General features: G+C 72.1%; 27 protein-coding genes. 15 read left to right on the top strand and 12 right to left on the bottom strand.

Annotated features, from left to right (window positions below):
- Positions 1-19: 19 nt before the first annotated feature.
- Complete coding sequence (locus Q343_RS0108090; protein WP_029253077.1) at positions 20-1,039, bottom strand: LacI family DNA-binding transcriptional regulator; 1,020 nt, start codon at positions 1,037-1,039, stop codon at positions 20-22.
- A 116-nt stretch (positions 1,040-1,155) separates the two neighbouring features.
- Between Q343_RS0108090 and Q343_RS0108085 the strand changes: the two genes are divergently transcribed.
- From Q343_RS0108085 to Q343_RS0108070, 4 genes are read left to right on the top strand one after another with little or no spacing between them, the layout of a single operon-like run.
- On the top strand, positions 1,156-2,934 hold the full coding sequence (locus Q343_RS0108085; protein WP_029253076.1) for a beta-N-acetylhexosaminidase: 1,779 nt from the start codon (positions 1,156-1,158) through the stop codon (positions 2,932-2,934).
- Complete coding sequence (locus Q343_RS0108080) at positions 2,931-4,571, top strand: N-acyl-D-amino-acid deacylase family protein (RefSeq protein ID WP_052367012.1); 1,641 nt, start codon at positions 2,931-2,933, stop codon at positions 4,569-4,571. The genes Q343_RS0108085 and Q343_RS0108080 overlap by 4 nt, the downstream gene beginning before the upstream one ends.
- Entirely contained in the window at positions 4,568-5,923 is a 1,356-nt protein-coding gene (locus tag Q343_RS0108075) for a type III PLP-dependent enzyme domain-containing protein (RefSeq protein WP_248616781.1), read from the top strand. Before Q343_RS0108080 ends, Q343_RS0108075 begins: the two co-directional genes overlap by 4 nt.
- Before the next feature lie 23 nt (positions 5,924-5,946).
- Positions 5,947-6,348 (top strand): RidA family protein, encoded by a 402-nt coding sequence (locus Q343_RS0108070; protein ID WP_029253073.1) that lies wholly within the window; start codon positions 5,947-5,949, stop codon positions 6,346-6,348.
- Between the two features lie 37 nt (positions 6,349-6,385).
- Here the strand turns inward: Q343_RS0108070 and Q343_RS0108065 are convergent, their stop codons facing one another.
- Complete coding sequence (locus tag Q343_RS0108065; protein ID WP_029253247.1) at positions 6,386-7,021, bottom strand: TetR/AcrR family transcriptional regulator; 636 nt, start codon at positions 7,019-7,021, stop codon at positions 6,386-6,388.
- A gap of 96 nt (positions 7,022-7,117) precedes the next feature.
- Between Q343_RS0108065 and Q343_RS0108060 the strand changes: the two genes are divergently transcribed.
- On the top strand, positions 7,118-8,623 hold the full coding sequence (locus tag Q343_RS0108060; RefSeq protein WP_052367011.1) for an MFS transporter: 1,506 nt from the start codon (positions 7,118-7,120) through the stop codon (positions 8,621-8,623).
- A gap of 9 nt (positions 8,624-8,632) precedes the next feature.
- On the top strand, positions 8,633-9,208 hold the full coding sequence (locus tag Q343_RS0108055; protein ID WP_029253071.1) for a dihydrofolate reductase family protein: 576 nt from the start codon (positions 8,633-8,635) through the stop codon (positions 9,206-9,208).
- Positions 9,209-9,219: 11 nt separating this feature from the next.
- On the opposite strand, the gene Q343_RS0108050 is transcribed toward Q343_RS0108055, so the two are convergent.
- On the bottom strand, positions 9,220-10,419 hold the full coding sequence (locus tag Q343_RS0108050) for a glycerate kinase (protein ID WP_052367010.1): 1,200 nt from the start codon (positions 10,417-10,419) through the stop codon (positions 9,220-9,222).
- Positions 10,420-10,601: 182 nt separating this feature from the next.
- On the opposite strand from Q343_RS0108050, the gene Q343_RS0108045 reads away from it, so the two are divergent.
- The gene (locus tag Q343_RS0108045) at positions 10,602-12,164 is read left to right on the top strand and encodes a Re/Si-specific NAD(P)(+) transhydrogenase subunit alpha (RefSeq protein WP_029253069.1); all 1,563 of its coding nucleotides are present in this window, start codon (positions 10,602-10,604) and stop codon (positions 12,162-12,164) included.
- 1 nt (position 12,165) lies between these two features.
- A complete protein-coding gene (gene pntB / locus Q343_RS0108040) occupies positions 12,166-13,548 on the top strand; it encodes a Re/Si-specific NAD(P)(+) transhydrogenase subunit beta (protein WP_029253068.1) in 1,383 nt (460 codons plus the stop codon).
- Between the two features lie 56 nt (positions 13,549-13,604).
- Here the strand turns inward: pntB and Q343_RS0108035 are convergent, their stop codons facing one another.
- Complete coding sequence (locus Q343_RS0108035; RefSeq protein WP_029253067.1) at positions 13,605-14,366, bottom strand: isoprenyl transferase; 762 nt, start codon at positions 14,364-14,366, stop codon at positions 13,605-13,607.
- A 309-nt stretch (positions 14,367-14,675) separates the two neighbouring features.
- Between Q343_RS0108035 and trhA the strand changes: the two genes are divergently transcribed.
- On the top strand, positions 14,676-15,350 hold the full coding sequence (gene trhA / locus Q343_RS0108030) for a PAQR family membrane homeostasis protein TrhA (protein WP_248616798.1): 675 nt from the start codon (positions 14,676-14,678) through the stop codon (positions 15,348-15,350).
- A gap of 2 nt (positions 15,351-15,352) precedes the next feature.
- On the opposite strand, the gene Q343_RS0108025 is transcribed toward trhA, so the two are convergent.
- The 3 genes from Q343_RS0108025 to mca are packed head-to-tail and all read right to left on the bottom strand — an operon-like array spanning position 15,353 to position 17,383.
- Positions 15,353-16,168 (bottom strand): carbon-nitrogen hydrolase family protein, encoded by an 816-nt coding sequence (locus tag Q343_RS0108025; RefSeq protein WP_029253065.1) that lies wholly within the window; start codon positions 16,166-16,168, stop codon positions 15,353-15,355.
- Between the two features lies 1 nt (position 16,169).
- On the bottom strand, positions 16,170-16,511 hold the full coding sequence (locus tag Q343_RS13980; protein WP_043109790.1) for a hypothetical protein: 342 nt from the start codon (positions 16,509-16,511) through the stop codon (positions 16,170-16,172).
- The gene (gene mca / locus Q343_RS0108015; protein WP_043109904.1) at positions 16,508-17,383 is read right to left on the bottom strand and encodes a mycothiol conjugate amidase Mca; all 876 of its coding nucleotides are present in this window, start codon (positions 17,381-17,383) and stop codon (positions 16,508-16,510) included. Before mca ends, Q343_RS13980 begins: the two co-directional genes overlap by 4 nt.
- 174 nt (positions 17,384-17,557) lie before the next feature.
- Between mca and Q343_RS13975 the strand changes: the two genes are divergently transcribed.
- Both Q343_RS13975 and greA read left to right on the top strand, forming a co-directional pair.
- Positions 17,558-18,004, top strand: coding sequence for a DUF4307 domain-containing protein (locus Q343_RS13975; RefSeq protein ID WP_052367009.1), 447 nt, complete (start codon positions 17,558-17,560; stop codon positions 18,002-18,004).
- A gap of 219 nt (positions 18,005-18,223) precedes the next feature.
- The gene (greA, locus tag Q343_RS0108005) at positions 18,224-18,706 is read left to right on the top strand and encodes a transcription elongation factor GreA (protein ID WP_029253062.1); all 483 of its coding nucleotides are present in this window, start codon (positions 18,224-18,226) and stop codon (positions 18,704-18,706) included.
- A 71-nt stretch (positions 18,707-18,777) separates the two neighbouring features.
- On the opposite strand, the gene Q343_RS0108000 is transcribed toward greA, so the two are convergent.
- The gene (locus Q343_RS0108000; RefSeq protein WP_052367008.1) at positions 18,778-20,169 is read right to left on the bottom strand and encodes an AI-2E family transporter; all 1,392 of its coding nucleotides are present in this window, start codon (positions 20,167-20,169) and stop codon (positions 18,778-18,780) included.
- A gap of 195 nt (positions 20,170-20,364) precedes the next feature.
- Between Q343_RS0108000 and msrA the strand changes: the two genes are divergently transcribed.
- Both msrA and Q343_RS0107990 read left to right on the top strand, forming a co-directional pair.
- Complete coding sequence (msrA, locus tag Q343_RS0107995) at positions 20,365-21,027, top strand: peptide-methionine (S)-S-oxide reductase MsrA (RefSeq protein WP_029253060.1); 663 nt, start codon at positions 20,365-20,367, stop codon at positions 21,025-21,027.
- Between the two features lie 92 nt (positions 21,028-21,119).
- Positions 21,120-21,953: a CPBP family intramembrane glutamic endopeptidase gene (locus Q343_RS0107990; RefSeq protein ID WP_029253059.1), complete on the top strand. Its 834-nt coding sequence runs from the start codon at positions 21,120-21,122 to the stop codon at positions 21,951-21,953.
- Position 21,954: 1 nt separating this feature from the next.
- Here Q343_RS0107990 and Q343_RS0107985 read toward each other — a convergent pair whose 3' ends face one another.
- The 3 genes from Q343_RS0107985 to Q343_RS0107975 form a co-directional block, all read right to left on the bottom strand.
- Positions 21,955-22,557 carry a TetR/AcrR family transcriptional regulator gene (locus Q343_RS0107985; protein ID WP_029253058.1) on the bottom strand — a complete coding sequence of 201 codons (603 nt, stop codon included), beginning with the start codon at positions 22,555-22,557 and terminating at the stop codon, positions 21,955-21,957.
- Positions 22,545-22,994: a hypothetical protein gene (locus Q343_RS0107980; protein ID WP_029253057.1), complete on the bottom strand. Its 450-nt coding sequence runs from the start codon at positions 22,992-22,994 to the stop codon at positions 22,545-22,547. Before Q343_RS0107980 ends, Q343_RS0107985 begins: the two co-directional genes overlap by 13 nt.
- Before the next feature lie 139 nt (positions 22,995-23,133).
- Positions 23,134-23,985, bottom strand: a complete 852-nt coding sequence (locus tag Q343_RS0107975; protein WP_029253056.1) for a LysR substrate-binding domain-containing protein — start codon at positions 23,983-23,985, stop codon at positions 23,134-23,136.
- Positions 23,986-24,027: 42 nt separating this feature from the next.
- On the opposite strand from Q343_RS0107975, the gene Q343_RS0107970 reads away from it, so the two are divergent.
- Positions 24,028-24,444, top strand: coding sequence for a DUF5997 family protein (locus Q343_RS0107970; protein ID WP_029253055.1), 417 nt, complete (start codon positions 24,028-24,030; stop codon positions 24,442-24,444).
- 9 nt (positions 24,445-24,453) lie between these two features.
- On the opposite strand, the gene Q343_RS0107965 is transcribed toward Q343_RS0107970, so the two are convergent.
- Positions 24,454-24,780: an Rdx family protein gene (locus Q343_RS0107965; RefSeq protein WP_052367007.1), complete on the bottom strand. Its 327-nt coding sequence runs from the start codon at positions 24,778-24,780 to the stop codon at positions 24,454-24,456.
- Positions 24,781-24,815: 35 nt separating this feature from the next.
- Here Q343_RS0107965 and Q343_RS0107960 point away from each other — a divergent pair, with 35 nt between their 5' ends.
- Positions 24,816-25,955 (top strand): class I SAM-dependent methyltransferase, encoded by a 1,140-nt coding sequence (locus Q343_RS0107960; RefSeq protein ID WP_029253053.1) that lies wholly within the window; start codon positions 24,816-24,818, stop codon positions 25,953-25,955.
- Positions 25,956-25,969 lie beyond the last annotated feature (14 nt).

Below are 25,969 nucleotides of genomic sequence, written 5' to 3'. Positions count from 1 at the left end.
TGCGGAGGCGGTGCGGCCGTCAGGGACCCGTGGAGGCCGGGGCGGCCGCCGTCGACCCGCGGACCACCAGCTCCGGCTCGAAGAGCAGCTCGTCCCTCGAGACGTCGCCGCCGCCGACCATCGCCGCCAGCAGGTCCACGGCCGCGCGACCCATCGCGTCGATCGGCTGCCGCACGGTCGTGAGTGCCGGGTCGGTCAGGTTCATCAGCGCCGAGTCGTCGTAGCCGACCACCGAGACGTCGTGGGGCACCTGCAGCCCGACGCGACGCGCCGCCCGCACCGCACCGAGCGCGAGCGGGTCGCTGGCCGCGACCACCGCGGTCGCCCCGCGCTCGACGAGCCGGGTCGCGGCGGCCTGCCCGCTCTCCAACGAGTACTGGCTGTGGACGATCAGGTCCGGGTCGAGTACGACGCCCCGACGCTCGGCGAACTCGTGCGCCGCGGCCAGCTTCCGCTCCGAGGGCACGTGGTCCGCGGGCCCCAGAAGAAAGCCGATCCGGCGGTGCCCCAGCGAGATCACGTGCCCCAGGGCCTGGTGCATCGCGATGAGGTCGTCGCACGAGACCTGCGGGAAGTCGAGCTCCTCGATCGAGGCGTTGATCAGGACGACCGGAAGGTTGAGCGCGCTCAGACGTTCGTAGTGCGCATGGTCGGCCGCACGCTCCGAGTACAGGCCGCCGGCGAAGATAACCCCCGAGACCTGCTGGGTCAGGAGCAGGTCAATGTACTCGGACTCGCTGATCCCGCCCGCGCTGCGGGTGCACAGCACCGGGGTGTAGCCCTGCTGGGCGAGCGCACCGCCGATGACCTCGGCGAGCGCCGGGAAGATCGGGTTCGCGAGCTCGGGCAGCACGAGCCCCACGAGCCTGCCGCGCTCACCGCGCAGCTTGGTCGGCCGCTCGTACCCGAGCACGTCCAGCGCGGTCAGGACGGAGTCACGTGTCGCCTGCGAGACCCCCGGCTTCCCGTTCAGGACGCGGCTCACGGTCGCCTCGCTGACACCCACCTTGGCGGCCACCTCGGCCAGACGTCTCGACATGCTCACGACACTACAGGAGGACGCAAGCCGCTTGCGTGACTTGCGCACGGATCGAGGGGTGCAAGGTTTTGCGTGGAGGCCTACCGAATGCCCGTCAGTCGTCTACGCTCGTGGCCGTGCCTCTCGACGACGACCCCGGCCTTGTCCCCGCCCCTGCGAGCTTCCGCCGCGCCGTCGGCGTCTGGGCCCCGACGGGCCGGGTCGACGTGGTCGCCGCGCCGACGCTCGTCCTCGCGGCGCGACGCTGGGCGCACGACGTCGCGACGGCCTTCGACGTCGACGTGTCGGTCCGGACCGACGGCCCCTCGGCACCGGAGAGCGTCGACCCCACCGGTTCGCTGCGGGCACCGCACGTCCGGTTCGAGGTTGCGGACGGGTCCGCCGTCGCCGCGGGCGGGTACCGCCTCACGGTGACCACCGACGCCGTGTACGTCACGGCGCCGGACGCGGCCGGAGCCCTCGCCGCGGTCCAGACCCTGCGCCAGCTCGCCGGGCCCCGCGCGTTCCGGGCCACGGCGCTGCCCGGCACCCGGCTCGAGATCCCCGCGTGCGAGGTCGAGGACCACCCGCGCTTCGCGTGGCGCGGCGTGCTGCTCGACGTCGCGCGGCACTTCCTGCCCACCCGCGAGGTGCTGCGGTTCGTCGACCTCGCGGCCGCGCACCACCTCAACGTCCTGCAGCTGCACCTGACCGACGACCAGGGCTGGCGCGTCCAGATCGAGCGCTACCCGCGCCTGACCGAGGTCGGAGGGTGGCGCACCGAGTCGAACGTGGGCACCTGGCGTGCGGGCGTGTTCGACGGCCGGCCCCACGGCGGCTTCTACACCCAGGACGACCTGCGGGAGATCGTCGCCTACGCGAGGGCCCGCGGCGTCACGGTCGTGCCCGAGATCGACGTGCCCGGCCACGTCGAGGCGGCCGTCGCGGCCTACCCCGAACTGGGGACGCGCAAGCAGCCGCACAGCGTCCGCACCACCTGGGGGGTCAGCACGGAGGTCCTCGACCCGTCCGAGGCGACCCTCGAGTTCTTCGGCCACGTGCTCGACGAGGTCTTGGAGATCTTCGACTCACCGTGGATCGCGATCGGCGGCGACGAGGTGCCGACGAGCCTGTGGCGGCAGGACACCGAGATCGTCGCGCGGGCCGAGCGCCTGGGCCTGCCCGACGTCGCCGCGCTCCACGGGTGGTTCCTCGCCGGGCTCGCCCGGCACGTCTCAGCACGCGGTCGCCGTGCGATCGTGTGGGACGAGGGGTTCGGCCCCCTCCTGCCCGACGACGCCGTCGTCACCTCCTGGCGCGGACTCGCCGCGGGAGCCCGGGCGCTCGAGGCGGGCCACGACGTCGTGATGGCGCCGGAACAGGTGGTCTACCTCGACCACCGGGCCTCCGACCGGGAGGACGAGCCGATCCCCGCCGGGTTCGTCCGGACGGTCGAGGACGTGCTCGCGTTCGACCCGCTTCCCCCCGAGCTCCTGGCCGAGCACCCCATGCTGGACCCCTCCGCCGAGCCTGGCGGACCGGGGGTCGGCCTGCTCCTCGGGGGGCAGGCGGAGGTCTGGGCCGAGTACCTCGACTCCCCGCGCCGGGTCGACTACACGGCCTGGCCGCGCCTCGCCGCGTTCGCCGAGGCGGTCTGGTCGCCTCCGACCGACCGCAGCCCCGGGAGCGCCGTGTCAGCGGAGTTCATGGCACGCCTGCGCACCCACCACCTGCCCCGGCTCGACGCCGCGGGCGTCGAGTACCGGCCGCTCGACGGCCCGCATCCCTGGCAGACACGACCCGGTGTGCAGGGATTCCCCCGCGACCTCGCCGCCGAGATGGCGGCGGCCGGGTGGTCCGGCGCGGGCGGCTGGCGCGAGGACGACGAGGGCAACGAGACCGGGGAGCGCGGATGAGTGCACCGAGCTCGACGCTGCTGGTCCGCGGCGCCGTCCTCCCGCACGAGACGTCCCCCACCGGCCTGTCGGCGCCGGCGGACCTCTCGATCGTCGACGGGACCGTCACGCAGGTGGCCCCGTCGGGGGCGATGCGGGTGCCCGCGGGCGTCCGGGTCCTGGACGCGGCCGGCCGCGTGGCGATGCCGGGCTTCGTCGACGCCCACGTCCACGGCGAGGCCGCGGTGCTGGACGAGGACGTCCAGCACGCCATGCTCCGTCAGGGCGTCACCAGCATCGTGGTCGGCCAGGACGGCGTGTCCTTCGCCCCCACGGCGGACCCGTCCCACCCCGACGGCGACGCACGCCCCGACGCGGGCCGCTGGGCCGCCGGCTACTTCGCGGCGATCAACGGCGACCACCCGACGTTCTCCGGCGGCGGGATCGCGGAGCTTCTCGCCACCTATGACGGCACCACGCCGATCAACGTCGCGACGCTGGTCCCCCACGGAACGGTCCGCTACGCCGTCACGGGCAACGCCGACCGGCCCGCGAGCGCCGACGAGCTCGCCCGGATCGTCGCTCTGACCGAGCAGGCGTTCGACGACGGCGCGTGCGGCGTGTCCACCGGGCTGGAGTACGTCCCGGCGGCCTATGCGGACGAGGCGGAGCTCGTGGCGGTCGCCCGCGTCGCCGCGGCCCGCGGTCTCCCGCACGTGAGCCACATGCGCGGCTACGAGGACCGGGCTGGTACGGCGTTCGCCGAGCTGATGCGGATCGCGTCGGCCTCGGGGGTGGGCACCCACGTCTCGCACTACCACGGCCCGGCGGCCGAGCTCGCGTCGTACGTCGACGACGCGCTGGCGCGAGGTCTCGACGTCACCTTCGACTCGTACCCGTACCTGCGCGGCTGCTCGATCCTGTCGATGGTGGCCCTCCCGACGTGGCTGCCGGTCGCCGACCGCGAGCGGGCGGTGCGGATGCTCGGGGACCCGGCCGTGCTGGACCGTCTGCACCGGGAGCACTTCCCAGGTCTCGCCGACCTGTGGGAGCGGGTGACGATGGCGAACGTCCCCGGACCCCTGCGCTGGTCGGAGGGACTCTCGCTCCCGGCGGTCGCCGCCGAGCTGGGCCTCTCTCCCGCGCAGGCCGCGGTCGAGCTGCTGGTCTCGTCCGGGCTGCGCGCCGGCTGCGTGTTCGCACAGCCGCCGACGAACTCGGCCGAGTCGGTGCGGGCGCTCCTGCGGCACCCGGCGCACGTCGGCGGGTCGGACGCGATCTACGGTGGCGGGATGCCGCACCCGCGGGGGTGGGGCACGTTCGCGCGCTTCCTCGCCGAGCACGTTCGTGTCCGCGGCGACTGGACATGGTCCGAGGCCCGCCATCACCTCTCGACGCGCCCGGCCGCGAGGTTCGGACTCGCGGGACGTGGGAGGCTGGTTCCTGGATCCGTCGCCGACCTGGCGCTCGTCAACCCCGACGAGGTGCAGGACGTCGCGACCTACGACGCCCCGCGCCGCCCGGCCGTGGGTGTCGAGGACGTGCTGGTGGGCGGGGTCCGAGTCCTCCGGGACGGGCACCTGACGGGCGAGCTTCCCGGCCGTGCGCTTCGTCCGGAGGGTCGTCGTGCACCCGAGAGAGAAGGAACTTCCCCGTGACGATCGTCGTCGGCCCCCGCACCAAGGGGCTCCGCCTGGACCGCGATCACGCGGCTGCCGCCCTGCTGGCGGACCAGCCCCGGATCGTCGATGACCCGTTCGCGTGGCCGCTGCTGACCCTCGACGACACGGCGCTGAACCACAACATCGCGTTGATGGCCCAGACCTGTGCGGCGTTCGGCGTCGAGCACGCCCCGCACGTCAAGACGACGATGTCCCGGCAGATCTCGGCCCGCCAGCTCGCGGCCGGCGCCCGTGGCCTGACCGTCGCGACCCCCGGCCAGCTGCGGACGGCCCGCTCCTGGGGCCGGGAGAACCTCTTCCTCGCCAACGAGCTGACGGACCCCCGCGAGCTGCGGTGGCTGCGCCGGGAGCTCGAGGAGTCGTTGCGGCCGGGTGGGACCCCGTTCGAGGTCTGGCTCTACGTCGACTCGACCGAGGGCGTCGGTCTCCTGTCCCGCGCGTTCAGCGGGGCGCACGACGACGTGCTGGCGCGCCTGGGCGTCCTCGTCGAGGTGGGCGTTCCCGAGGGGCGGACGGGCGTCCGCTCCGCCGCAGAGGCGGGCGACCTGGCGCGAGCCGTGGCCGCCTCGGGCCTGCGGCTGCTGGGCGCTGCCGGCTACGAGGGCAGCGTGGCCCACGGCACCGGGCCGGAAGACCTCGACGCCGTCGCCGCGTGGTGCGGTCGCCTGCGCGAGGTCGCCACGGCGATGGTGCGCGACCGCCTCGTCCCGGACGACACCCCCGTCGTCGTCAGCGCGGGAGGGTCGTCGTACCTCGACGTCGTCCTCGCGGAGCTCCCTGGCCCCGTGACCACGCCGGACGGGCGCGAGCACCCCACCCGCGTCGTCGTGCGCTCGGGCGCCTACGTCATCCACGACCACGGGTACTGCGCACGGATGGACCCCTGGGACCGTCTGCCCGCACGGAGTCCCATGCATGCGGCGGCCACCGTGTGGACCCAGGTCGTCTCCGTCCCCGAGCCCGGGCTGGCGATCTGCAACGTCGGGCGCCGCGACGTCGCCGACGACATCGACCTCCCCACACCGCTGTGGCTGCGAACCCTGGCCGACGACACGTGGTCCGCACCGCAGGAGCTGCGTGGCGCGACCGTCACGGGGATCAACGACCAGCACCTGTACCTGCGACTCGACGACTCCCCCGCCGACCGCACGCCCACCACCGCGCAAGTGCGCCCCGGCGACGTCGTCGGGCTCGGGATCTCCCACCCGTGCACGCTTCTCGACCGGTGGCGCACCGGCGCGGTGATCCGCGGCGACGACTCCGGCGGCGACAGCGCCTGCGACGGCGCCCCCGACGAGGTGCTCGAGCTCGTCACGTTCGACTTCTGACCCCCACACACCGAGGAGATCCGATGACCAAGACCGCTCTGTCCACGCCCGACGCCCCCGCGCCGGCGCACACGTTCCACCAGGGTGTCCGCAAGGGGCCGTTCGTCCAGGTCTCGGGCCAGGGACCCGTGGACCCCGCGACGAGCGAGTACCTCTTCCCCGGCGACGTGGCCGCCCAGACCACCCGCACCCTGGAGAACGTCCGTGCGATCGTCGAGGCGTCCGGTGCCACCTTCGACGACGTCGTCATGCTGCGCGTGTACCTGACCAAGCGCGAGGACTTCGCGGCGATGAACGAGGCCTACGGCGAGTTCGTCGAGAAGCACAGCCCCGGCGGGGTGCTGCCGAGCCGCACCACGGTCATGACGGGTCTGCCGCGCGAGGAGATGCTCGTCGAGATCGACGCGTTCGCCGTCACCGACTGACCCGGCACCCACACCACGGCGCCCGTGCCGCCCGTCGTCAGGCGGGGGACACGGGCGCCGTGGCGAGCGGCACGATCACCTCGTCGACGACCCGCGCCATGTACCCCGGGTCGGGCCGCTCGCCACCGATGACCAGGCGGAACGCGGCCATCGCGGGTGCCACGGTCGCCACCATGTCGAGGTCTCGCTCCGGTGGCACCTCCCCGCGCTCCCGCGCGCGCTCGAGCACCGCCCGCATGATGCCGACGCGGGCCACCACGAACCGGTCGTGAAAGACACGCGCGAGCTCGTGGTCACGGCGCAACGCCGGGAGTATCCCGGCCATGACCCGATCGGACCGGTCCCCGCCCTTGAGCCGCTCGAGCTCCGCCAGGTCCCCACGCAGCGAGCCAGTGTCGGGCACGTCGTGCACGCTGACGCCAGGACCGAGTCCCCAGGTCAGGGCATCCACGGCAAGCTCCTCCTTGGTGGACCACCGACGGTAGAGAGTCGACTTGCCGGCTCCGGCGCGGGCCGCGACGGCATCCATGGTCATCGCGTCGAACCCAACCTCGGAGATCAGGTCCCGGGCGGCCGCGACGATCACCTCGTCCCGACCGGAGTCCCGCGGGCGCCCGACGGCGTGGTGCGCGCTCCGGGTGCTGCCGGGACTCGTGGTGTCCCCGTCGGCCATGGTTCCTCCTGGGAATATTTTCGAGACTGCCGAGTTTCGATACTGACGAGTTCAGGAATATCCTCATCCTACCGACCACCGTCAGGAGCACTCCGGATGCCGTCCGCCACCACCGCGGGGACCCCCGCGCCCCACCGCCCGTCCCACCGTTGGTGGGTCCTCGCGACCGTCGCCCTCGCCCAGCTCATGGTCGTGCTCGACGCGACGATCGTGAACATCGCGATGCCGTCCGCCCAGGCCGACCTCGGGTTCAGCGACAACGACCGCCAGTGGGTCGTCACGGCGTACGCGCTCGCCTTCGGCAGCCTCCTGCTGCTCGGCGGGCGGCTCTCCGACATCCTCGGCCGACGACGCACGTTCCTCGTCGGCCTCGTCGGGTTCGCCGGTGCGTCGGCGATGGGAGGTGCCGCGCAGAGCTTCGAGATGCTCGTGGCGGCCCGCGCGCTCCAGGGCGTGTTCGGCGCTCTCCTGGCGCCGTCGGCGCTCGCGGTCCTCACGACGACCTTCACCGACCCGAAGGAGCGCGGCCGCGCCTTCGGCGTGTTCGGGGCGATCGCCGGCATGGGCGGTGCTGTCGGACTCCTGCTCGGCGGATACCTCACCGAAAACTTCGACTGGCGCTGGAACCTGTACGTCAACCTGATCTTCGCCGCGGTGGCCCTGGTCGCGGGTGCGATCCTGCTGCCGCGCGGCGAGCAGACCCGGCGACAGAGTCTCGACGTCCCCGGGGTCCTGCTCGGTTCCACCGGGCTCTTCGCACTCGTCTACGGCTTCTCCCAGGCGGAACCGCGCGGATGGGACTCTGCCTGGACCTGGGGCCCCCTCGTCGCCTCCGTCGTGCTGATCGTCGCGTTCGTCCTCTGGCAGCGACGCGCCCCGCAACCCCTCCTGCCGATGCACGTGGTCCTCGACCGTGACCGCGGAGCCGCGTACGTCGCGATCCTCGTCGCCGGCTCGGGGATGTTCGGGGTGTTCCTCTTCCTGACGTACTACCTCCAGTCGTCGATGGGGTACTCACCCATGACGACGGGGCTCGCGTTCCTGCCCATGGTGATCGCGATCGTCATCACCGCCCAGGTCTCGAACAACATCACCCTGCCCCGGTTCGGACCCAAGGTCCTGGTCCCCGTCGGCCTGGCCACGAGCGCCGTCGGCATGATGTGGTTCACGCAGCTCGCGAGCGACTCGACGTACGCCACCGACGTGATGCCCGGGCTGATCCTCATGGGCATCGGCATGGGGTCCACGATGCCGCCGTCGTTCCAGCTCGCGACGCTGGGCGTCGAGCCCCGGTACGCCGGCGTCGCCTCCGCGATGGTGTCGACGAGCCAGCAGGTGGGCGGGGCGATCGGCACGGCCGTGCTCAACACGCTCGCCGCGACCGCCGCCACGACGTACGTCAGCACGCACCAGCCGGCGGACGCAGCGGTGATGGCAGAGGCGGCGATCCACAGCTACGACGTCGCATACCTGTGGTCGGCAGGGTTCTTCCTGGCGGGCACCGTCGTCACGGCGCTCCTCTTCCGAACCCGCGGCGACCGCGAGGCGCGCCTCGCTCCGCCCGTGCAAGACGGACCCGTCGACGACGCCACCGTCGTCTAGCCTGGGCAGATGCCTCGCACCGTCTTCTACACCGCCTCCAGCCTCGACGGGTTCATCGCCGACGAGGGCGGTGCGCTGGACTGGCTGTTCGCCGTCGACGACGGCGGGGACGAGGCCGACGCGTTCTTCGGCGAGTTCTACGCGCAGGTCGGCGCCCTCGTCGAGGGGTCGACGACCTACTCCTGGGTCGTCGACCAGGAGAAGCTGCTCGCGGAGCCCGAGCGGTGGCAGACGCTGTACGGCACGGTGCCGACCTTCGTCTTCTCGTCGCGCGACCTGCCCACGCCTGACGGCGCCGACGTCCGGGTGGTGCGCGGCGACGTCGTCGACACGCTGCCCTCGATCTGGTCGGCGGCAGGCGACAAGGACGTGTGGGTCGTGGGCGGTGGGGACCTGGCGGGACAGTTCCTGGACGCCGGTGCGCTGGACCAGATCGTCGTCGCCGTCGCACCGGTGACGCTTGGCGGGGGCGCCCCGCTGCTCCCGCGACGGGTCGAGGCGAGCCGGCTGCGGCTCGCCGACGTGACCCGGCGGGCCCAGTTCGCCTATCTGACCTACGACGTCGTCCCCGCGACGGAGGGATAGCCCCGGCCAGGTCAGGGGCGACGCAAGATCTCGCGCACGAGGACCTCGGACTGCTCCCGCAGCAGACCGGGGGTCCGTGCGCGAAGCTCGTCGGCGGTGGACCCGTCCGCCGGCACGAGCTCCACGACGTGCGTCACGCCGCCCGCCACCGCGTCGGTCAACGGGAGTCCGACGCGACCCGTGAGAACGACCACAGGTGGAGGGTCGACCGTCCGCGAGGCCAGGGCCGCGAGCGTCCCGACCACCTTGCCCTGCAACGAGGACTCGTCGAACCGCCCCTCGCCGGTCAGGACGAGGTCGGCCAGCTCCATCGCACCGGGGATGCCGAGCGCGTCGGCGACGAGCTCCGCGCCCGGCTCGATCTCCGCCCCGAGCACCGCGACCAGTCCCGCAGGCACACCACCGGCGGCCCCCGCCCCTGCCAGGTCGTGGACGCGGACACCCGTCGCCGCCTCCAGCACGTCGGCCCACCGACCGAGGGCCTCGTCGAGCAGCACCACGTCCTGCGCCGTCGCACCCTTCTGCGGCCCGAAGGCCCGCGCAGCACCCTGCGGACCGACGAGGGGGTTCGTCACGTCGACGGCGAGGCGCCAGCGCACTGCCGACGCCCGGGCGTCCAGTCCGTCGAGATCGAGCTCGGAGGCCCTGAGCAGGCCCTCACCGCCGGGAGGGACCTCCGCGCCGCGACGGTCGAGGATCCGCACGCCGAGCGCACGGAGGACCCCGGAACCGCCGTCGACGGAGGCGGAGCCGCCCAGCCCCAGCAGGATCTCCCGGGACCCTGCGTCCAGCGCGGCACGGACCAGCACACCCGTGCCCTCGGTCGACGCGTGGACGGGATCGAACTGGCGGTCCGTGACACCGGGGAGCCCGCTCGCCTCCGCGAGCTCGACGACCGCGACCCGTCCCGCCTGGCCCCACCGCGCCGTGCACGGGCGCCCGAGCGCGTCGACCGTCTCGACAGGAACGAGCTCGACGGCGTCCGCAGAGGGATCTGCGGTCGACGCGGCGACGAACGCCCGGAGCGTGCCCTCACCCCCGTCCGCCATGGGGAGGGTCAGCACCTCCGCGTCTGGCGCGGCCGCGAGGACGCCCTCCGCCATCGCACGCGCGGCCTCGTCGGCGGCGAGGGTTCCCTTGAAGGCGTCCGGCGCGACGAGGACACGGAGCGTGCGGGAGGTGGCCGAACGTCGCGAAAAAGCAAAGTCCATCTTCCCGGCCCTTCTGCTGTCGACCTGAAGAATCGTAATCTCCCCCGTGCTTGTCTCGCATCCTGCAATGGACTCCCGCCCGACATGGGAAGTCCTTTACTATTCGCCTGGCAGTCGAGCACGTCGAACCTCCGTCCGCACCAGCGCCGGCGGCAACGGCGCAGAACGGGAGCGTGGATCTCATGAGAATCGGTGTCCCCCGCGAACATCGGCCCGGTGAGCGGCTCGTCGCCGCCACGCCGCGGACCGTCGCACAGCTTGTCGACCTCGGGTACGACGTCGTCGTCGAGTCCGGGGCGGGCGACCTCGCCCACCTGGCCGACGACGCGTACGTCGAGGCGGGCGCGTCCGTCACCGACACCGCGGGCGCCTGGAGCGCGGACGTCGTGACGGCCGTGAACCCACCGGAGCCGGACGACGTCGCGCGCCTCCGACCGGGCGCGACGCTCATCTCGATGCTCAGCCCCGCGAGCCGCCCCGCTCTCGTCGAACAGCTCCGCGCCCAGGAGGTCACGGCGATGGCGCTGGACGCCGTGCCCCGGATCTCGCGGGCGCAGTCGCTCGACGTGCTCAGCACGCTCTCGAACGTCGCCGGGTACCGCGCGGTCGTCGAGGCCGCGACGGAGTACGGGGCGATGTTCGGGGGCCAGGTCACCGCCGCCGGCAAGACCCCGCCGGCCGACGTGTTCGTCATCGGGGCCGGCGTGGCGGGCCTTGCCGCTCTCGGCACCGCCGCGAGCCTCGGCGCACAGGTCCGGGCGTTCGACGTGCGTCCCGAGGTGGGCGAGCAGATCGAGTCGATGGGTGCGACCTTCGTCCAGGCGGCGCAGGCCCAGCAGGAGGTGAGCTCCGACGGGTACGCCAGCGCGCTGACCGAGGAGCAGGAGGCGCTCACCCGCACGATGTACGCCGAGGAGTCCGCGCGCGCCGACGTCGTGATCACCACGGCCCTGGTGCGAGGCTCCGCACCGACGACCATCACCGCCGAGATGGTCGCCGGCATGCGTCCCGGCAGCGTGATCGTGGACCTCGCCGCGTCCGGCGGGGGCAACTGCGAGCTGACCGTCCCCGGCGAGCGCGTGGTCACGGAGAACGGCGTCGTGATCATCGGTGCCACCGACCTCACGTCGCGCATGCCGCAGCACACGGCCCAGCTGCTCGGGACGAACATCGTCCACCTGATGGCGCTGCTCACGCCCGAGAAGGACGGCGAGCTCACCCTCGACCTCGAGGACGTCGTCCAGCGCGGCATGACGGTCACCCACGCCGGCGAGACCCTGTGGCCGCCGCCGCCCGTGCAGGTGTCTGCGGCCCCGGTGGCCGAGCCCGCCGAGGAGACACCGCCCCCGGTCGACCCGGCCGCGCAGGCGTACGCCGCCCAGCAGGCCAAGGAGCGCCGGTCCCGTCGCAACCTCGTCGGCGGGGCGCTCGCCGCCGTCCTGCTGATCCTGGCGCTCTCCTACTCCCCGCCCGACGTCGTCGGGCACGCGACGGTCCTCGTCCTCGCCACGATCGTCGGGTACTACGTGATCTCGCAGGTCTCCCACTCCCTGCACACGCCCCTGATGGCGCAGACCAACGCGATCTCCGGGATCATCATCGTCGGTGCGCTCCTGCAGATCGGGAGCGACAACCTGCTCGTCACCATCCTCGCGTGCGTCGCCGCCACCGTGGCGTCGATCAACATCTTCGGTGGCTTCGCCGTCGCCTACCGGATGCTCGCCATGTTCCGGAAGGACGCCTGAGATGACCCTGACCTCCCTCGCCCAGGCCACGTACGTCGTCGCCGCCGTCCTCTTCGTGCTCAGCCTCGCCGGGCTCAACCGGCAGGAGTCCGCCAAGCGCGGCACCATGCTCGGGATGGCCGGCATGGCTCTCGCACTCGTCGCGACCGTCCTGCTCGCCGCCGACCAGAGCGAGCGACCCGTCGCCGTGACGCTCACGCTGATCGCCGTCGTGTTCGCCGTCGGCGCGAGCGTCGGGCTCTGGCGGGCGCGCAGCGTCGAGATGACGCAGATGCCCGAGCTCATCGCCGTCCTGCACAGCTTCGTCGGCCTCGCCGCCGTGCTCGTCGGGTTCAACTCGTACATGACCGAGCCCGGCGACCCCGCACACCTCGTCGAGGTCTACCTCGGCGTGCTCATCGGAGCCGTGACGTTCACCGGGTCGATCGTCGCGTACCTCAAGCTCTCCGCGAAGATCTCGAGCGCACCGCTGACGCTGCCCGGCCGCAACATCCTGAACGTCGCGGCGCTGGTCGCGTCGGCCGGGCTCCTGTGGTGGTTCCTCGCCACCGGCTCCGTGGTGCCGCTGCTGCTGATGACCGTGATCGCGCTGCTGCTCGGCTGGCACCTCGTGGCCGCGATCGGCGGCGGCGACATGCCCGTCGTCGTCTCCATGCTCAACAGCTACTCCGGCTGGGCCGCCGCGGCCGCCGGCTTCATGCTGAGCAACGACCTGCTGATCATCACCGGTGCACTGGTCGGCTCCTCGGGCGCGATCCTCAGCTACATCATGTGCCGCGCGATGAACCGCTCGTTCATCTCCGTCATCCTCGGCGGCTACGGAGCCGCCTCCGGCGCAGCACCGGCGGCCGCCGTGGACGGCGAGCACCACGAGACCGACGCCGCCGACGTCGCCGCGCTCCTGCAGGACGCAGAGCGCGTCGTCATCACCCCCGGGTACGGCATGGCCGTCGCCAAGGCCCAGTACCCCGTGGCCGACCTGGTCGGGCGTCTGCGGGCGCAGGGGGTCGACGTGCGCTTCGGGGTCCACCCCGTGGCCGGACGCCTCCCCGGGCACATGAACGTGCTGCTCGCGGAGGCTCGCGTGCCGTACGACATCGTGCTGGAGATGGACGAGGTCAACCCTGACCTCGCGGACACGGACGTCGTGCTCGTCATCGGGGCGAACGACACGGTCAACCCGGCCGCCCTCGACGACCCGAGCTCCCCCATCGCCGGGATGCCTGTGCTCACCGTCTGGGACGCGAAGAAGGTCGTCGTCTTCAAGCGGTCGATGGCCACCGGATACGCCGGCGTCCAGAACCCGCTGTTCTTCAAGGACAACACGTCCATGCTCTTCGGAGACGCCAAGGACCAGGTCGAGAAGATCATCCAGGCGCTCTGAGACGGTACGACGAAGGCCCCCACCGTTGGGTGGGGGCCTTCGTCGTGCGAGCGCGGTCAGCGCCCGAGCCGACGCTCCCGGTCCGAGTACGCACGCAGCGCGCGCAGGTAGTCGACGCGCCGGAAGTCGGGCCAGTAGGCCTCGCAGAAGTAGTACTCCGACTGCGCGGACTGCCAGAGCAGGAAGCCGCTGAGCCGCTGCTCGCCGGAGGTACGGATCAGCAGCTCCGGGTCGGGCTGACCCTTGGTGTAGAGATGGGCCTCGATGTCCTCGACGTCGAGCCGCTCGGCGAGCTCCGCGAGGGTGACGCCTCGCCGGTCGGCCTCGCGCAGCGTCTCCCGGACGGCGTCGGCGATCTCGTGCCGACCGCCGTAGCCGATGGCGACGTTGACCTGCAGCCCCTCGATCGAGGACGTCCGCTCCTCGGCGCCCCGCAGGCTCGCAACGATGCGCTCGGGGAGGAGGTCGAGCCGGCCGACGACGCGCAGGCGCCAGCGCCCCGAGTCGGCCAGGGACTGCACGGCGTCGTCGATGATGTCGAGCAGCTCCACGAGCTCCTCGGGCGAGCGGGCCAGGTTGTGGGTCGAGAGCATCCAGAGCGTGACGACCTCGATCCCGAGGTCCTCGCTCCAGCCGAGAAAGTCGGTGATCTTGTGCGCGCCGCGGCGGTGACCGTGCGCGGCGGGTTCGCCGAAGGTCTTGGCCCACCGACGGTTGCCGTCGAGGATGACGCCGACGTGGCGCGGGACGGATCGGCGGTCCAGGGAGTTGGCGAGCCGCCGCTCGTAGAGGTTGTAGAGCGGGTGGGGCAGGCGCACGGCACTCCTCGACTCGGGCGACGGGTCGGCACGCGACATTTCACGCACCCGTACAGCGCATACCGTACCCGAGCGGTCACACACCCCCTCGGCCCGCAGGACATCCCCCGCAAGTTCCGCCACCCTGGACACAGAACCTTCACGTCGGCGCCGTCGAAACCTACGCCTCCGTAACCTACGATTGCGTAGGTAGATCCATCACAGCGAGGAGCACCCGTGGCTGACACAGGCCGACACGCACAACCCGCCGACACGACGACCCGCGTCGCCGAGACCGTCGCGAGCGTGAACAAGGCCTCAGGAGCCGCCGTGGACAACATCAAGGACAGTGCGCTCAACGCGGCGCGGGCCGTCAAGCCCAAGCTGCGGGGGTGGATCCACGCGGGGACCTTCCCCCTCGTCCTCGCGGCCAGCATCGTGCTCGTGGCACTGGCCCCGGAAGGCGCGGCACGTATCTCCTGCGTCGTCTTCGGGATCACGGCCTGCCTGCTCTTCGGGACGAGCGCGGTCTACCACCGTGGACGCTGGTCGGACCGGGTCGCCGGAATCCTGCGACGCGCGGACCACTCCAACATCTTCCTGATCATCGCGGGCACCTACACGCCGCTCGCGGTCCTCCTCCTGCCGGAGCAGACCGCGACCATCCTGCTCGTGACCGTCTGGTCGGGCGCGCTGCTCGGCCTCGCGGCCCGGATCATCTGGCTCAACGCGCCGCGCTGGGTCTACGTGCCGATCTACATCGCGCTCGGATGGGTCGCCGTCTGGTTCATGCCCGCGTTCCTCGAGAACGGCGGGCCCGCGATCCTCTGGCTCGTCATCGCCGGCGGGGTCGCGTACACCGCGGGCGCCGTCGTCTACGGCCTGAAGAGGCCCAACCCGAGCCCGCGCTGGTTCGGGTTCCACGAGATCTTCCACGTCCTGACCGTGGTCGGGTACGGCTGCCACTATGCGGCGATCATGCTCGCGGTCCTCGCGGTGCGCTGACCTCAGCGCGTGCCGGCGGTCCCGGACCGCGGGACGACGTCGTAGCGCCGGTTGGCCAGCGACGGATTCGCCTCCCGGACCTGCGCGAGGGACTGCTGGTCGAGGTCGATCGTCCGCAGCTCCGGTGTCTCCCCGCACTCGAGTCCCACGACGCCGTCAGGCCCGACGAGCACGGACCGTCCTGTCACCCCACGCCCCGCCTGGCCCACGGCCAGCACGACCGCGGTGTTCTCGATGGCACGGGCCCGTGCGAGGGTCCGCCAGTGGTCGGCCTTCATCGGACCCGCAGCCCACGCCGCGGGCACGACGAGCACGTCCGCGCCCGCGTCGACGAGCCGCCGGGCCGACTCCGGGAACCTCAGGTCGTAGCAGGTCATCACGCCGAACCGCAGGCCCGCGACGTCGAGCACCAGCGGCTCCGCGTCGGCGGGCCCGGCCTCGAGCCGGTCCGACTCCCGGTGGCCGAACGCGTCGTAGAGGTGCACCTTCCGGTACACCCCCTGAAGCTCGCCGGACCCGTCGACCGCGACGACGGCGTTGACGGCCCTGCCCGGATCGTCCCCGAGCAGGGTCGTCCCCGCGATGACGGCGACACCGGTGCGCCGCGCCTCACGACGCAGCATCGTCACGAAGGGCCCGTCCAGAGGCTCGGCATGCTCGACGCCGACGCCAGCCGGGTCGAAGCCCGACGCGTACTCCGGCAGCACCAGCAGGTCGGCGCGCACCTCGTGCGCCGAGCGGATCGCACGCCGGGCGACCTCGCGGCCGGCCGCGTGGTCGCCGGAGACCTCGAGCTGCCCGATCGTGACGCGAGCCATCTCAGTCGTCGTCCGACCCCGACGAGGTGTCCGCGTCGGAGGATCCCTCCGGCTCCGCACCGTCGCGCGCCCTCGCCGCCCCGTTCGTCGCGTCGGTCCCGTCGTCGTCCTGCCCAGGGCCGTCCTCCGCGTCCCCGCGGTGCGCCTCGCGGTCCCGGAGCGACTCGTTGTGCTTCGAGCGCCGCAGGTGCTTGGTCAACGACAGGAACAGCAGGATGCACGCGAGCGCGATGACGAACATCACGAGGAACCCGACGAGTCCTGGAGAGACGTCGTACGGGTCCAGCTCGGGGCGAAGGTCCGGGTCCTCCGCGGCGACGAGCAGCGTCGCGAGGCCGCTCATCGCTCGTCCCCCCGAATCCCTGCGAAGAGATCGCGCTCGTACCCGTCGACGGGCACGACGTCGCCGACACGCGACTCCGCGAGCTCGTACTCCTCCCACGGCCAGATCTCGGCCTCGAGGTCGCGCGGGACCGCGAAGAAGAACCCGTCGGGGTCGATCTGCGTCGCATGCGCACGGAGCGCCCCGTCCCGGGCCGCGAAGTGTCCGACGACGTCGATGCGCGTCGTGACCTCGCGCTCCGGGATCTCCTGCGCCTCGCGTCGCTCGACCCACGCACCGAAGGGCGACTCGATCTCGGCCGCGAGGCACGCCTCGTGGACGGTCCGGATCCGCTGCATCGAGAAGTCGTGGTTGTAGTACATCTTCAGCGGCGTCCAGGCGTCGGCGCCGCCGTCGCGGCGGTACCGCTCCGGGTCACCGGCCGCGGCGAAGGCCTCGGCCGAGATCTGGTGGCACTTGATGTGGTCCGGGTGCGGGTAGCCGCCGGACGGGTCGTACGTCGTCACGACGTGCGGACGGAACGTGCGCATCAGCTCGACGAGCGGGGCCGAGGCCTCCTCGAGCGGGACGAGCGCGAAGCACTCCGGGGGCAACGGGGGCAGCGGGTCCCCCTGGGGCAGTCCGGAGTCGACGAACCCGAGCCACTCCTGCTCGACCCCGAGCGAGGCGGCCGCAGCGGCCATCTCGGCGCGGCGCAGCGCCGCCATCGCCTCGGGCGACTCGGGCGCCTCGCCGAAGCTCGGGTTCAGGATGTCGCCGCGCTCGCCGCCGGTGCACGTGACGACGAGCACCTCGACGCCCTCGGCCGCGTACCGGGCCATCGTCGCCGCGCCCTTGCTCGACTCGTCGTCCGGGTGCGCGTGCACGGCCATGAGCCGCAGCGGCTCGCCGTCCCGCGCCCGCGGCGCTGCGTTCGAGACTGGTGAGGCCTGGTCGGCCACGGGTCCTCCTCGGGTGGTGCGGTGGCGACGCGTGGTGGTTTCCGCGCGTCCGGTCAGGGACAATGATCGCGCACCCCGAACGTCTTTCGCACCGTCAGGTTGGTCATGTCCCAGAGCGCAGCACCGCAGCCCGAGTCCGCCGCCGACGCCGGCCCCACCTCGGTGGACACCGCCGCACTGCTCGCCGACCGCTACGGACGCGCGCCGAAGCCCTCGCGCAAGCCCCTGATCTTCGTCATCGTGTTCGTCGTCGTCGGCACGTTCTTCCTGGCGTGGACCACGGTCGAGAACGCCCGCGGTTCCGTCGAGTGGAAGGACGTGGGGTTCGACGTCGTCAGCTCCGAGCAGGTCGACGTGACGTTCGACGTCACGATGGAACCGGGTACGACCGCCACCTGCACGCTCGACGCGCTCAACACCGGGTACGCCCAGGTCGGCACCCGGACCGTGAACGTCGGGCCGAACGACGCGAGGACGACGCGGTACACGGCGACGATCGCCACGAGCGAGGAGGCCACGACCGGCCTCGTCCAGGTGTGCGACGCGTCGTAGGGGCAGAGCTCGGGGCAGAGCTCGGGGCAGAGACTCCCCGCGCACGGGCGAATTTGGTATCCTGAGCGATTCAGCCGCACCAGAAGCACCGGCACTCGCAGGCGCATGGCGGTGGGCACGTACCGATCGAGACCACGTGACGCCCCCGGGCCCCGTCGCTTCACTGGCGCGGAGCAGGGCTTCGACGTGCGCCTCACGCAAGCGGAAGGAGCGACACCTGTGACCGACAACAACGTCACCTGGCTGACCCAGGAGGCTCACGACAAGCTTCAGGCGGAGCTGGACCACATCTCCGGCCCCGGCCGCACCGAGATCGCGGAGCGCATCGCTGCGGCCCGCGACGAGGGTGACCTCAAGGAGAACGGCGGCTACCACGCGGCTCGTGAGGAGCAGGCCAAGAACGAGGCCCGCGTGCGTGAGCTCACCGAGAAGCTGCGACGTGTCCAGGTCGGGACCCCGCCGGACGACGGCAAGGTCGAGCCGGGCATGGTCGTGACCGCGACCGTCGCGGGCGACGAGATGGTCTTCCTCTTCGGCTCTCGTGAGATGGCCGAGTCGACGGACCTCGACGTCTACTCCCCCACGTCTCCCCTCGGCGCGGCGATCGACGGCAAGAAGGCCGGGGACTCGGCGTCGTACGCAGCCCCGAGCGGTGCACAGATCACCGTCGAGATCCTCGACGCGAAGCCGTACAGCTCCTGAGCGCACGGCCCTCCTGCGCGAACACCGCCGTCCCGATGCCGGGGCGGCGGTGTTCGCGCATCTGAGGGGTCCTAGTCGTCCGCGTCCGGGGACGGTCGGCTCTCGTCGTGCGACGAACGTCTGCCGCCGCGGCGCGAGGCTCCGGTGCGCTCCCCGCGCCAGACGAACCGCCGTACGCGGTCGACGTGCTCCTGAGCCGTCTGCGCCTCCGGCACCATGCCGTACTCGGCGTGGCGGACGACCACCGGCAGCGCAGGACTCCCCCGCACGACGGCGTGGTCTGCCGTCCCGAGCTCGGGGAACTTGTCATGGCCGTGAAGGTAGAGCACCACGGTGTTGAGCGTCGCCACGATCGGCACGGCGAAGAGCGCGCCGACGATCCCGGCGGTGAAGGCACCGGCGGCCACGGCGAGGAGGACGGCGACCGGGTGCAACGAGAGCGCGTGACCCATGAGGAACGGCTGCAGCACGTGACCCTCGATCTGCTGGACGAGCAGGACGACCCCGAGCATGATCAGCGCGGTGATCCAGCCCTTCGCCACCAGCGCGATCAGGACGGCCACCGCACCCGAGAGCACCGCACCGACGATCGGGATGAAGGCTCCGACGAACACCAGGAAGCCGAGCGGGAGGGCCAGCGGGACCCCGAGGATCGCCGCACCCGTGCCGATCCCGACACCGTCCACGAACGCCACGAGGATCTGTGTGCGCGCGTAGGCGGACAGGGTGACGAACCCTCGACGCGCCGCCTGGTGCACGACGTCGCGCGAGCGCACCGGCAGCAGGCCGACGCACCACGACCAGATCGTGCGGCCGTCGTAGAGGAAGAAGAAGGTGCAGAACAGCGCGATGGCGATCCCGGCGAAGACGTGGCCGACGGTGGTCGCCGCGCCGACCGCGCCGGAGAGCACCTCGCTCTGCATGCTCGAGAAGGCCGAGAACGCCTCGTCCATCCACGAGCGCAGCGTCTCGACGTCGATGTTGAGCGGCGGCCCGCCGACCCAGTCGAGCATCTCGCGGAAGCCTGCGACGGCCTGGTCGGCCAGGTCCTGGAAGCCGGTGACGATCGACCGGCCGGCGACCGCGATCAGGGCGGCGACGACGATGATCGTCCCGACCAGCGCGGTCCCGGCGGCTGCGCCGCGGTTGAAGCGGAGGTAGCGCTCGAGGAAGATCCTGACCGGCAGCAGGAGCACCGTGAAGAGCAGTGCGATCGCCACGGGCACGACGATGACGTCGAGCTCGACGATCAGGAAGAGGAGGGCTGCCGTGGCGAGCGCGATCACCAGGAGCCGCCACGACCACGAGGCCGCGGTCTGGATGGAGGACGGCACCGGCACCCGGTCCGCGCCCGGATCCGCGTCGACGAGCTCGACCGCCTCGACCGCCGCGACCGGCTCGTCACCCGCGACGGGTTCGTCCGCCCCGTCGGCAGGGTCGACGTCAGGGTGCTTCGTCGTCACGGACGACCCTCGCTGACCTGCACGAACATGGATCCTCGGCACTCACATCTCATCGCCCCAGGCTACGGCGAGACGGCGTCCACGCACCCGGAGCGGCCGTGCGACACGCGGGCGGGCGGGTCCGGGAACATCCGCGGCCCCTGCGCGTGTTCTCCTGACGTGACCCCGACCCGGGGGTCGCAGACGGAGGTTCAGATGTTCGACGCATTGTTCGGTTCGTCCCTGCGGTCCACGATGGTCACCGCGGACAAGGCACTCGCTGGACGTTCGACGCCGGTCACCACCCCCGGCACCCACACCGTCCTCGGCACCCCGCTCGCAGGCCCGTGGCCCGAGGGCACACGCGTGATCTACCTGGCACTGGGCTGTTTCTGGGGTGCGGAGAAGGAGTTCTGGCAGCTGCCGGGCGTCGTCACGACCGCTGCCGGTTACCAGGGCGGGTTCACCGAGAACCCGTCGTACGAGGAGGTCTGCACGTCGCGCACGGGCCACACGGAGACCGTGATGGTGGCCTACGACCCGGCGAAGATCAGCGACGCCGAGATCCTCAAGGCGTTCTGGGAGTCGCACGACCCGACGCAGGGCTACCGCCAGGGCAACGACGTCGGCACCCAGTACCGCTCCGCCGTGTACTGGACGACGCCGGAGCAGGAGCAGGTGGTCCGCGCGACCCACGAGATGTTCGAGAAGAGCCTGGCGGAGCGCGGCTTCGGCCGGATCAGCACCGAGCTGAAGCCGGCCGAGGAGGCCGGCCCGTTCTACTACGCCGAGAACGAGCACCAGCAGTACCTGCACAAGAACCCGGCCGGCTACTGCCCCGTGCACTCCACGGGCGTGGCCTGCTCCATCCCGGCGTAGCCGCCGGGCCCTCGACGACCGGCGCCGATCCCCTCCCCCGGGGTCGGCGCCGGTCCTCTGCGAGCAGGCGCCGACCTGACAGAGTGTGACGGATGACGACGACGCCCGCCCCCACCACCGAGTCCGTCGCCGTTGGGGCGGCGAGAGTTCTCGCGGCCCTGCTCGTCTGCGGGTCGGCGGTGCTGATCTTCGCGGTGCACCTGCGTCCCCTGGGATACGTCCCGCTCGTCGCGGGCGTCGCGCTCGCCCTGCTCGTCGATCGCCGGCTGGGACGAGACCTCGGGCTCGTCGGCGTCGGCATGGCGATCCTCAGCACGATCTCGCTCGCAGCTGACCTCTCGGACGGCGGGATGGTGCGGTTCACGGTCGTGCTGACGGCCGCCGTCGTCGTGCCCTTCGTCCTCAGCAGGTTCGTCCTCGGCGACCGGACGATCACCTTCCCGTGGCGGACGGGCCGCAGGTGGACCCGGACGCAGTGGGCCTACCTGGTCGGCGTCGTCGTGATCGGGTACCTGGTGCTGCCGTTCTACCTCGTCGGGTCGGGCGCCTACCGCAACTGGCCCGAGATCACCGGTGGCGACGAGATCGCCCGGCTCTTCGTCGGCGTCAACGCCGTCGGGCTGTGGGACGAGCTCTTCTTCGTCTGCACGGTCTTCGCCCTCCTGCGCCGTCACTTCCCCCTCTGGCTCGCCAACGTCCTGCAGGCGACCGTCTTCGTCTCGTTCCTCTGGGAGCTCGGGTACCGGGAGTGGGGTCCGCTCCTGACGGTGCCGTTCGCCCTCGTCCAGGGGTGGATCTTCGCGCGTTCGCAGTCCCTCGCGTACGTGGTCACGGTCCACCTGCTCTTCGACGCCGTGGTCTTCATGGTGCTGGTCAACGCCCATCACCCCGGGCTCTTCGACGTGTTCGTCACGGTGCCCCGGTAGGTCAGGCGCCGGGACCGACTCCGGCGATGCGTCGGACGACCGGCTGGATCCTGGCCACCGACTCGTCGAGACGACCACCGCCGTGGAGCGTCGGACGTTCGGTCTCCAGCGCCGCCAGGATCACCCTGCCCGCGGTCTCTGCGTCGTCGCAGTCCATCTGCCCGGACAGGTTTCCGGAGCGCAGGACGAAGGCGACCGCCTCGTGCAGCGGCTTGGCGTGCCCGTCGAGCGCCGCCTGGTCCTTCGGGGAGAGCACCCCGTGGATGTCCGCCGTCGGGCCGCGCTGGACCGAGTACTCGGTGAGCACCAGCGTGGTGAGCAGATCCAGGCGCTCGACGGGGTCCGACCGCTCGGCGAGCTCGCGCTCGCAGAGATCCAGGAACCGGTCCATCTCCCGGTCCGACCACGCGACCAGGAGCGCCGTGCGGTCGGCGTGGTAGTTGTACACCACCGTCCGGGTGGCGCCGGCACGAGAGGCGACCTCCCGCATGGTGACGGCGTCCCAGCCCTTCTCGGCCAGGACCTCCTCGAACGCGTCGAGGATCTGCTCCTGCATGTGCTCGCGGTGCTCCTCGAGCGTCCGCCCGCTGGTCAGTCGCGGCACGAGAGCGCCCGCTGCGCACGGCGTGCGACGAGGAAGGCCAGCGCGATCGTGACGAGCGCGTTGGCCGCGTGCATCGCACCGAGGATCGGTGCGGTGTCGCCGAGCCGCTGCAGCACCGGCTGGACGAGCATGACGGCGAACAGGGTCACCGCGGGCCAGGTGACGGACCAGCGCGGCCAGGCGACGAGCAGGAAGACCATCATCCCGACGCCGACGAACTCGGTGGCGTAGCCGAGCGTCCGGTGCGCGTCGAGGCTGCTCGCCTCGGTCATCGGCATCGACTCGATGGCGAACAGCCCGTAGCCGGCGGTCGCGATCTGCCCCCAGGCCATGGCGAAGACCAGCCACGCCGAGACGTTGACGAGGCGCAGCGAGATCCGCCGCACCGTGGCGAGGGTCGAGCTCAGGCCGGACGGGGCGATCGTGGTGCCAGTCATGGTTGCTCCAGGGTTTTCGAGACGTCGTGTCGTCATGAACGATAGGGCAGTCGTGCCGCCGCGCTCAACGCCCAGACGGTGAGATGCGCCACGCGACCGCGGTCGCTCCTCCGCGCCCCGGCGTCGGCGTCGGCAGGGGTCAACGTCCCTGGCGCCGGGCCCGCTTTCCCTGTGCCGCACGCTTCGCCGCAGCACTCCGCGCACCCGACCGAGCTCCGGCGCCGCTGCCCCGCTTCGCCGACGCCCTGCTCGCGGCCCCGCCCCCGCGTCCCGACGCCGCGGCGTCGGACGAACCGCCCGGGGACTTCTTCTTCGCGGACGACTGCTCCTCGACGGGCCCTGCCTCACGACGACCCCGCGAGCTGTTCGCCGTGCGGCCGCGCACGATCCCCACCATCTCCTCCACCAGGGGATGGTCGCTCTCCCGGGGCCAGACGAGCCCCACGGGCGCCGTCGGACCGTCCGCCAGCTCGCGGTGCACGACGTCCTTGCGGCTGTGGAGCCGGGCCAGCGACTTGGGGACGACGAGCACGCCGACGCCCGCGGCGACGACCGCGACCGCGTCCTTGGTGCTGACGGCCCGCTCGAACGGCTGCTGGCCCGGGCGCGACGCCTCGTCCCACAGCACGTCGTCGAGCGGGTGCTGGACCACCTCGTCCGCGAGATCGGCCAGCGCCACCGTCTCGTGCTCCTCGAGCGCAGCGATCGCGTGGTCGCGGGAGGCCACGACCACCGGCACCTCCTCGTACAGGGCGATGGCGTGGAGCACGTCCTTGTCGACCGGGAGGCGACCCAGCGCGGCGTCCACCGCCCCGTCGGCGAGCGCCCGGGCGACGTCGTGGGCCTCGACCTGCACGAGCTCCAGACGCTCGGTCGGCAGCCGTTCCCGCCACACCCGCGCCCACTTGGCCGGCGTCGCGCCCGGCACGTAGCCCAGCCGGAACGAGGGCTCGACGGCAGAGGTATCCGGTTCCGCAGGTGTCGTGGTCACGTGCCCAGGCTAGTCGGCCCGCGGGGCGACTACTCTGGGACCATGAGTTCCTCGAATGCCTCGCAGACCATGAAGCCGAACACCGCGGCCAAGCGACTCGGCGTCTACCTGCCCGCCACTCCCGAGGAGTTCCAGAACTCGACGGTGACGCGTGCCCAGCTCGAAGAGCTGGAGACCAACCCGCCTCAGTGGCTGAGCGAGCTGCGCCGCAACGGACCGCACCCGCGCCCCGTCGTCGCCGGCCGTCTCAACATCTCGATCGCCGGCCTGGCCCGCGGTGGGGTCACGGACCCGCTGACCACGGAGGAGATCAACGCACTGCGTGACGAGCCGCCGGCGTGGCTGGAGCGCGAGCGCCAGATCCAGGCCCAGGTCCGCGCGGAGGACGAGCGCGTCGCGGAGCGGGACCTGAAGGCGGCGAAGAAGGCCGCGCGTCTCGAGCAGGGCCGCTCCAAGTAGGTCCGCCCGCTACTCGGCGGCGCGTGCCGCCGCCCGGTCGGTGTGCCCCAAGGGCATGCCCGGCGCGACCCGGTCGCGGACGGCGGCCTTGAGCGCGGGGATCTCGGGGAATCCGTGCTGCTCGGCACGGTCCCAGACCACGTCGTCGCCGACCGTGACGACGAAGACGCCTCCGGTGCCCGGGACCAGAGCGATCTCGCCGACCCGTGTCCCGAAGGTCGTGAGCAGCTCCTGGGCGACCCAGGTCGCGCGGAGCAGCCAGCGGCACTGGGTGCAGTAGCGGATCTCGATGCGCGGCCCTGGCCGTGCGGTGTTCGTGTCGTCCGTCTCGTTCACACCGCCCAGCCTCCCACGTGCCGGACAATGGAGGGGTGACCCCCGACGACGTCCTTGCCGCGATCCGCACGCACCCCTCCGACCCGACCGACCGGGTCGCCGTCGACGCCACCGACCGTCTCCTGCTCGACGAGGCCGTGCCTCTCCTGGCGGGACTCGGCGAGGGTGAGGTCGCGGTGGTCGACGACAGGTCGGGGGCGCTGACGCTGTCGCTCGCGCTGGGGTACGACGTCGCGGGCGTCCGCGTGGTCCAGGACCTCGCCTCGGCCGAGGCGACGCTGGCGTTCAACGCGGCCGAGCTGGACGCGGCGACGTCGTACACCTCGCACCAGCTCACCCCGGACGCCTTCGCCGGCGTCAAGCTGGTCCTGTGGCAGCTGCCCCGCTCCGTCGCGGCGACCCGGGAGGTCGCGGAGGCGGTCGCGTCGTCGGCCCATCCTGACGTCACGGTCCTCGCCGGCGGGCGGGTCAAGCACATGACGCGTGCGATGAACGAGGTCCTGGCCGAGTCGTTCGACGACGTCCACGCCACCCTGGGTCGTCAGAAGTCACGCGCCCTCGTCGCACGCGGCCCGCACGGCGAGCGGACGTCGCCGACCTACCCGGTCCGCGCCCACGTCGAGGTACCCGGCCCTGGAACGTCGCGTCAGCTCGAGGTGGCGGGCCACGGTGCGGTCTTCAACGGCACCGACCTGGACCACGGGACCCGCCTCCTGCTGTCCACCGTGATCCTGGGTGACGCGGTCGACGTCGTGGATCTCGGCTGCGGCTCGGGAATCGTCGGGACGACGGTCGCCCTCGCGGCGCCCGAGGCGCGGGTGGTCGCCACGGACGACTCCGACGCGGCCGTGCGGTCGGCCGGGGCGACGGCCCGGGCCAACGGTGTCCGGGCGCGGGTCCGCCTCCTGCGAGACGACGCGGCGGCGTCCCTTCCTGACGGGAGCGCCGACCTCGTCCTGCTCAACCCGCCGTTCCACGCGGGCGCGTCGGTCGACACCGGGATCGCCAAGCGGCTGATCGAGCAGTCTGCCCGGATCCTGCGCCCGGGCGGAACGCTGTGGTGCGTGTGGAACTCGCACCTGGAGTACAAGGGGACCCTCGAGCGGGTCGTCGGCTCGACGCGTCAGGCAGCCCGGGACAAGAAGTTCACGGTGACGGTCAGCCGTCGGCGCTGACCGTCACCGTGAAC

This window comes from Paraoerskovia marina DSM 21750, from assembly GCF_000701465.1.
GTDB classification, from domain to species: Bacteria; Actinomycetota; Actinomycetes; order Actinomycetales; family Cellulomonadaceae; genus Paraoerskovia; species Paraoerskovia marina.
The sequence above is the reverse complement of the archived record's forward strand: the minus strand, read 5'-3'. Positions and strand labels throughout refer to the sequence as shown.

Excerpts from the sequence above, each read along its gene's own strand:
- Q343_RS0108090 (WP_029253077.1), bottom strand. The coding sequence starts at position 1,039 with ATGTCGAGACGTCTGGCCGAGGTGGCCGCCAAGGTGGGTGTCAGCGAG.
- Q343_RS0108080 (WP_052367012.1), top strand. The coding sequence starts at position 2,931 with ATGAGTGCACCGAGCTCGACGCTGCTGGTCCGCGGCGCCGTCCTCCCG.
- Q343_RS0108070 (WP_029253073.1), top strand. The coding sequence starts at position 5,947 with ATGACCAAGACCGCTCTGTCCACGCCCGACGCCCCCGCGCCGGCGCAC.
- Q343_RS0108065 (WP_029253247.1), bottom strand. The coding sequence starts at position 7,021 with ATGGCCGACGGGGACACCACGAGTCCCGGCAGCACCCGGAGCGCGCAC.
- Q343_RS0108060 (WP_052367011.1), top strand. The coding sequence starts at position 7,118 with ATGCCGTCCGCCACCACCGCGGGGACCCCCGCGCCCCACCGCCCGTCC.
- Q343_RS0108055 (WP_029253071.1), top strand. The coding sequence starts at position 8,633 with ATGCCTCGCACCGTCTTCTACACCGCCTCCAGCCTCGACGGGTTCATC.
- Q343_RS0108050 (WP_052367010.1), bottom strand. The coding sequence starts at position 10,419 with ATGGACTTTGCTTTTTCGCGACGTTCGGCCACCTCCCGCACGCTCCGT.
- Q343_RS0108045 (WP_029253069.1), top strand. The coding sequence starts at position 10,602 with ATGAGAATCGGTGTCCCCCGCGAACATCGGCCCGGTGAGCGGCTCGTC.
- pntB (WP_029253068.1), top strand. The coding sequence starts at position 12,166 with ATGACCCTGACCTCCCTCGCCCAGGCCACGTACGTCGTCGCCGCCGTC.
- Q343_RS0108025 (WP_029253065.1), bottom strand. The coding sequence starts at position 16,168 with ATGGCTCGCGTCACGATCGGGCAGCTCGAGGTCTCCGGCGACCACGCG.
- Q343_RS13980 (WP_043109790.1), bottom strand. The coding sequence starts at position 16,511 with ATGAGCGGCCTCGCGACGCTGCTCGTCGCCGCGGAGGACCCGGACCTT.
- mca (WP_043109904.1), bottom strand. The coding sequence starts at position 17,383 with ATGGCCGTGCACGCGCACCCGGACGACGAGTCGAGCAAGGGCGCGGCG.
- Q343_RS13975 (WP_052367009.1), top strand. The coding sequence starts at position 17,558 with ATGTCCCAGAGCGCAGCACCGCAGCCCGAGTCCGCCGCCGACGCCGGC.
- msrA (WP_029253060.1), top strand. The coding sequence starts at position 20,365 with ATGTTCGACGCATTGTTCGGTTCGTCCCTGCGGTCCACGATGGTCACC.
- Q343_RS0107990 (WP_029253059.1), top strand. The coding sequence starts at position 21,120 with ATGACGACGACGCCCGCCCCCACCACCGAGTCCGTCGCCGTTGGGGCG.
- Q343_RS0107980 (WP_029253057.1), bottom strand. The coding sequence starts at position 22,994 with ATGACTGGCACCACGATCGCCCCGTCCGGCCTGAGCTCGACCCTCGCC.
- Q343_RS0107970 (WP_029253055.1), top strand. The coding sequence starts at position 24,028 with ATGAGTTCCTCGAATGCCTCGCAGACCATGAAGCCGAACACCGCGGCC.